This window comes from Wolbachia endosymbiont of Drosophila bicornuta, assembly GCF_028982105.1.
GTDB classification, from domain to species: Bacteria; Pseudomonadota; Alphaproteobacteria; order Rickettsiales; family Anaplasmataceae; genus Wolbachia; species Wolbachia pipientis.
Genome location: NZ_JAPQLF010000037.1, coordinates 1 through 6025 on the forward strand (window position 1 = coordinate 1; position 6025 = coordinate 6025).

At 32.7% G+C, this 6025-nt stretch carries 7 protein-coding genes and 2 pseudogenes; 3 read left to right on the forward strand and 6 right to left on the reverse strand.

Annotated elements, in window-relative coordinates; genetic code table 11:
* From OZD68_RS06695 to yidC, 4 genes and pseudogenes are all read right to left on the reverse strand, one after another.
* A pseudogene (locus OZD68_RS06695) lies at positions 1-177 on the reverse strand (IS5 family transposase); the annotation flags it as partial.
* A gap of 172 nt (positions 178-349) precedes the next feature.
* Positions 350-832 carry a transcription antitermination factor NusB gene (nusB, locus tag OZD68_RS00450; protein WP_182309202.1) on the reverse strand — a complete coding sequence of 161 codons (483 nt, stop codon included), beginning with the start codon at positions 830-832 and terminating at the stop codon, positions 350-352.
* Entirely contained in the window at positions 832-1260 is a 429-nt protein-coding gene (locus OZD68_RS00455; RefSeq protein WP_006279647.1) for a 6,7-dimethyl-8-ribityllumazine synthase, read from the reverse strand. Before OZD68_RS00455 ends, nusB begins: the two co-directional genes overlap by 1 nt.
* Positions 1238-2947 carry a membrane protein insertase YidC gene (yidC, locus tag OZD68_RS00460; RefSeq protein ID WP_182309201.1) on the reverse strand — a complete coding sequence of 570 codons (1710 nt, stop codon included), beginning with the start codon at positions 2945-2947 and terminating at the stop codon, positions 1238-1240. The genes OZD68_RS00455 and yidC overlap by 23 nt, the downstream gene beginning before the upstream one ends.
* Positions 2948-3081: 134 nt before the next feature.
* On the opposite strand from yidC, the gene OZD68_RS00465 reads away from it, so the two are divergent.
* Together OZD68_RS00465 and OZD68_RS00470 are read left to right on the forward strand one after the other, a co-directional pair.
* Positions 3082-3531, forward strand: a complete 450-nt coding sequence (locus tag OZD68_RS00465) for a retroviral-like aspartic protease family protein (RefSeq protein ID WP_259365953.1) — start codon at positions 3082-3084, stop codon at positions 3529-3531.
* Positions 3477-3701 (forward strand): annotated as a pseudogene (locus OZD68_RS00470) (TIGR02281 family clan AA aspartic protease); the annotation flags it as partial. The gene OZD68_RS00465 and the pseudogene OZD68_RS00470, both read left to right, overlap by 55 nt.
* A 6-nt stretch (positions 3702-3707) precedes the next feature.
* On the opposite strand, the gene secF reads toward OZD68_RS00470, so the two are convergent.
* Positions 3708-4583, reverse strand: coding sequence for a protein translocase subunit SecF (gene secF / locus OZD68_RS00475; protein ID WP_182309200.1), 876 nt, complete (start codon positions 4581-4583; stop codon positions 3708-3710).
* A 200-nt stretch (positions 4584-4783) separates the two neighbouring features.
* The gene (locus tag OZD68_RS00480; RefSeq protein WP_259365952.1) at positions 4784-5557 is read right to left on the reverse strand and encodes a hypothetical protein; all 774 of its coding nucleotides are present in this window, start codon (positions 5555-5557) and stop codon (positions 4784-4786) included.
* Between the two features lie 3 nt (positions 5558-5560).
* On the opposite strand from OZD68_RS00480, the gene OZD68_RS00485 reads away from it, so the two are divergent.
* A complete protein-coding gene (locus tag OZD68_RS00485; RefSeq protein ID WP_182309199.1) occupies positions 5561-5992 on the forward strand; it encodes a hypothetical protein in 432 nt (143 codons plus the stop codon).
* The last annotated feature ends 33 nt before the right edge of the window (positions 5993-6025 follow it).

The window sequence follows — 6025 nt, forward strand, 5'->3', positions numbered from 1 at the left end:
TATTATGTGCACCAAAATTACAACTTTATCGCTATAAATATTGTTGCCACCTGGTATTTTTGGACCATTCTCGTACCACTTTTCTATGGCTTCGTTGATATAATGAAAAATATTTCCTCTTTTTTCTAGAAATTTGTTATATTCGCTATGGTTACTGACCCTCATTTTTTGTGGCATATTTTTTCTTTCAAGGTTAAATGGCTATTTTATAATGAATTTTGTCAGTAGCCACCAGATTTTTTCAGTTGCTATGCAACAAAGCCATTCCAGTGTCAAGCACTGGGATCTGGTAGACAATGTTCATACAGCAGCTACTCGGATGACACCTTGTGCTTGCTGGCTATAATTGCTAAGGATTTTTATTTAATTTAACTGCATCTTTTGCCTTATCCAATAACCCATTAATAAAACCTATTTCGCTTGGTTTATCAAGTAAATCAGATGCAATGTTAGTATATTCATTAATGACAACTGGAACTGGCGTATCACAATTAGCTAACTCACATATTGCAACACGCAAAATAGATAAGCTTGTAAGATTTAACCGTGAAAGGGACCAACTTGGGTGTAAATAAGACTCTATTATTTTATCATATTCTTCACTCCTTTTTATAACCTTATATAACAAGTTTTCTAAGAACTGATGTTCAAATTCTTCACATTCAAATATATCTTTCAACTTATTTATGTAGTCCTTAAGCTGACAATTTTCCAGTTTAAAAGTGCTTTTGTTGTAACCTACGAAAATATTTGAATAAGCAATTTGTACAGCAAGAAATCTTGCCGTGCTTCTTTTTATGCGCCACTTTTTATCTACTGGTTTTTCCTCCATTATTTTAATTTATTGTGTAAATCTATCATACGCAAAACAGTTGAGGCTGCATGGCCACCAACGTTCTTTTTGTTTTTATCAGCTCTAACTAGTGCTTTATCTTTGCTGTCAGCGGTAATTACACCCATACCAAGGGGTATTGCATAATGCATAACAACCTCATTTAAGCCTTCAATTACTCCTTTACAAACATATTGATAATGATCGGTTTCACCGCGAATTACGCACCCAAGAGCTAAATAACCATCATAATTAGTATGCCCACTCTTGACTGCAAAAAGAATTGTAGCTGGTATCTCAAATGTACCAGGAACCTCAACTACATCGTAACTGGCATTACTGCCTTTTAATTTATCAATTGCACCTTCAAGCAAAAGGTTCGCTATTTCAGTATAATAAATCGAATTAACTATTAGTATTCTCGACATTTACTACCACTTTTTTTGTTAAAAACAACTTTATTAATGACTGTTGAATTAGAGTTATAATATTACTAAATATCCAATATATTACCAGGCCGGCAGGAAAAGAAGAAAAAATAAAGACAGAAATGTAAGGTAAAAACTTCATAACATTTACTTGAATATCATCTTTACTGGTTTGATCTTTCTCACTTAGCTTATGCTGAATTATCATGGTGGCACCGAAAATTATAGGTAAAATGCCTATAGAAATAGGAAAGTTATAATTAAACAACCCAAATAATGTAAAGATGTTCGTTGGGTCAGGAGCTGAAAGATCCTTAATCCATAAAAAAAAAGGAGCATGCCTCATCTCTATAGTAACAAATAATACTTTATATAGAGCAAAAAATACCGGTATTTGTATTAGCATGGGAAAAATGCTCGACATTGGATTTACGTTGTTTCTCTTAAACAATGCAATTGTCTCTTTATGCTGCTTTAAGCTGTCATTTTTATACAACTCTTTTATACGAGTTAATTCAGGCTGCAGGCTTTTTACCTTAAACATCGAAATATATGATCTATTAGATAAGGAAAGCATCAAAAGTTTGATTACTAAAGTCAGCAATAATATTGCTAAGCCAAAATTTTTTAAAACGAAGTTAAAATATTCAAGCAGTAAAAACACTGGTTTAGTTATAAAGTAAAGAACACCAAAATCTACAGCTTTATCAAACAGGGGTATATTGAGAGTGTCCTTATAAGAATCCAGTAAATTCAACTTTTTTGCTCCAGCAAAAAAATAATTCACATTAGAAACGCTTGCACCAGGAAGTATGCTCTTGTAATGTTTGACAAAATCTACTTGGAATTTATCAGTATTATTAACGTTTGTGTGTTTAATTCTTACATTTATTTTATCAGATTTTTCAGGTATGATGGCTGTGAGCCAGTATTTATCAGCAAAACCAAGCCAATTTTTTTCACTCGTGCTTGCTTTTATTAAATGTTTTTTGGAAATATCCTTATATGTCCACTCCTCTAGTTTATTATCAAATGCACCCAGTACTCCTTCATGGGATATCCAATAAGATTCGTTGATATTGTCACGTTTACGGTTAATTTTACCATAAGGAACCAAAACTACATTATCCTTTGTATTATTTTCAACAACTTGCTCAACTTTAAACATGTAATTATCGTCGAGGTTAATTTTCATTATAAATAAAATGCCATTCTCATTGTCCCAAGATAAATTGACCTCTTTTTGATTAAGTTTATCCGCTCGCCAGACTGCTTTAGAATCTGGAACTTTAATCTTGTTACTCGGATCGAGCCACCCAAATTCTGCAAAATATACATCTTTTGATTCTGCAGGTGACAGTAACACCACTTGTGGAGAAGAAGAACTCGGTTCTAAGTGGTAATTAGTTAAAATTAAGTCATCAAACCTTGCACCTTTCAGAGAAATTGATCCTTTAATCATGTTATTGGTTAAACTAACCCTCTGTTCTCGAGTAGAATTAATAATTTCAGAACGATTTTGGTGTATTATAGGAGCAAGGTCGTTAAAAGATTCGATATGTTCAATATTTTCAATCAATGGCTGATTTTGGTTTGTACTAAAAAAATTATCATAAATAATACGCCAAGACACCATGATTAACATGGAAAGGATAGCTGCCAAAATTAAACTTTTTGCTTCTGACATGAAATTAAATCAAACATATCTTCTTAAAGTGTATACTAAATATTGTACTAAAACAATGAAATTTACTTATTTTTAATAATAACTTTTAACGCTGATCTTTAAAATTTATTTTAATAGCTTCAAATTTTAACAATATGAACGCGGTGAAAAATCTAGTTATTTGGTTGCTAATAATAGCCACTACTGCAATGCTTATTGATTCACAAAGGGACAAACTAAGCGACAGATTTCTCAGTACTTTTTTACCATATAAAGGAAGAATTCAAAATAGCGGTCAGAATAGTGGAAGTATTGAATTTACGAAGTCATATGATGGACACTTTTATATTCAGGCTCAAGTCAATGATCGCAATATAACGTTTTTGCTTGATACTGGAGCAACCGATATTGTTCTATCACAAAAAGACGCATTACATGTTGGTATTATAGCTCTTTTTACAATAATCCGAACAGATCATAATATGCTACTGCTCTACCATAGCCATAAGCACATATCTTATCCTATTCGGACTATTGCGAGAAGTGCTATAACTTACAAAATGTTCAGGATTTTAAAATATATGAAACTGCGAAAGGTCAAATAAAAGCTGGAGTGGTTCAAATACCTCAAGTTAAAATAGGAAATTTTTTGATTAATGATGTACAGGGAAGCGTTAACACTCATTCTATGTCTCATTCACTACTTGGAATGAGCTTTTTAATGTATTTTCATTTCACTATAAGAGATAATAAGTTGATATTATACCGCGACTAAACACTTCTACAATCTACTTATCAAAGCTCTGTAGGTCAATATAGGAGCAGAAATAAATATTGCAGAACAAGTGCCAATCAAAATACCAAAAAAAATGATCAAGCTGAAGTCTCTCACTGCATCTGTGGAGATTAATACCAAAGGAAGAGCAGCAAGAAGGGTTGTACCAGAAGTTAATATAGTGCGAAATAATGTAGCGTTGATACTTGCATCTACTACCTCACTCATCCGCCCACTTTTACCACTCCTGCGATACTCTCGAATCCGATCATATATAATTACTGAGTTATTGATTGAATAACCAATGACAGTGAGGAGAGCTGCAACTGATGAAATATTAAACTCAATGCCAGTTAGGCTAATAAAACCAACAGTTAAAATCACGTCATGAATCAGTGCTGTTATTCCACTGAATCCACATTGCCAATTAAATCTAAACCAAACGTAAAAAAATATTCCAACAATCGCGATCAACATGGATAACATTCCTTCAAATATTTGTGTTGAGCTTATTTGTGGGCCAACATAGTCTATTTTACGATAGCTTATTGAGCTACCTAGCTTTTCTTCTAGTATGCTTTTTATCTTTTTGATTTTATCTTCATCTCCTTCATCTTTAAAACGCATGACTAAATTATCACCAGCTTTTGAACTCTGCACTGTAAAACCATTTTCTTTTAATGCATCGAGAATAGAGTGATTCTCATCTGAAGATTTTATCTCTATCAAAATTCCGCCTGCAAAGTCTATGCCTAAGTTCACTCCACGCAGTACAACAATGAGCATTGAAAAGATGATAAGAATAATGCTAACGAGTGCTGTCAAATTTCTATATTTACTAAACTTGATATTGAGGTTATCTGGAATGAGTCTAAGTGCCATGCTATTTACTTAAACTTGAATTTTATATACTTTTCAAAAAATTCACTAGTTTATTCTGTGATTGTTTGATTATGTCAATTTTTCCATCAGTTAATTCTTGTCTGTCAATTAAGTTCTATCTAGCTTGCATACTACCATTTTGAAGTACATTACAAAAGCGAAATACTGCCAATTTGGCCCATCATTTTATCTCTGCAAGCTTATCCCCCCCTTGCTATGTTAGCAACGCAACCTAAGCTAGGTTCCTTCATAGCAGTGTTAGGTACACTGCCATATCTTTCAAAACTTTCATGCTCTATAGCTTCCTCAACACTTTTTCCTCCTAAAAGACAGTTTTCCCCTAAACTTTTTCCCCTATTTTTTAACTCATTAAGCCTTGCTCTGTTTTCCCCATCAATCTCCACTTTTATTTTATTGCTGCCTTTCTCACTAGGACTTAGATAAATACTTATCTCTCCTACCTCAGTAGTAAAAGACATTTCAATACCACCTTTTGAGACATCCATGTAATTTCTTTTTCCCCCTATTTCTTCTACATTTTCAACTCTTACTATACTTTCTCCAATTTTGAGTATGCCAACTCTTAAATTTAAGTCTTTGGCTTTTTCATTGTTTAGGATTTCTGCAACTTCAACAATACTATCTTGCGAATATTCTATACAAAAATATCCATTATCCTTGTCTACCCCTAATACATTTTGAGTCTGCTTGCTTTTGTTTACAATACTTTCATATGCTAAATTATTAAGTCCTAAAATATTTTTATTCCTTTGACTTAAAATCTCTTTTTCTCTGTAAATACAATTTACATAATCATCGTACCTTTCTTTAGTAAATTTATTTAAAGTTGCACCCTCCGATATTACTTGTAATATCTTTTTCTCCTCTAGAAGTCTAGAATTCTCAGTAGAATCGACCCAATATAGTTCTTGTGTTGTATTATAGCTCTTTTTACAATAATCCGAACAGATCATAATATGCTACTGCTCTACCATAGCCATAAGCACATATCTTATCCTATTCGTACTATTGCGAGAAGTGCTATAATTATACAGTCTACAAAGGACTCGCCGTCTCTATATGGAAAAGTGAACATAATTCTTTGTTCCAGTGCTTGGCTTATAACTTCATCAAGTCTCCCTTTCAACTCCTCAATATCATCTTCACATAGACCAACTTCATGTGAACTACTAAGGATTTTGTCCATTTCTTGCCAAATATTTTCATACTTCTCCCTTTCTGCTTTATTCAGTTCTATTTGGGCTAAAAAAAAGAATCTTTTTTTCTTATTATGTTTGTGTTTTCATCATGAAAACTTAGATGACTGTAGCGTTCACCACAATCTGTATCATAATGACCAACATTATCATCACCACCATAAGCGTCAAGTTAAGGAAATAAAGGTATGAAAGAGATAGAATAATAAGGTATAAGTTCTCCAA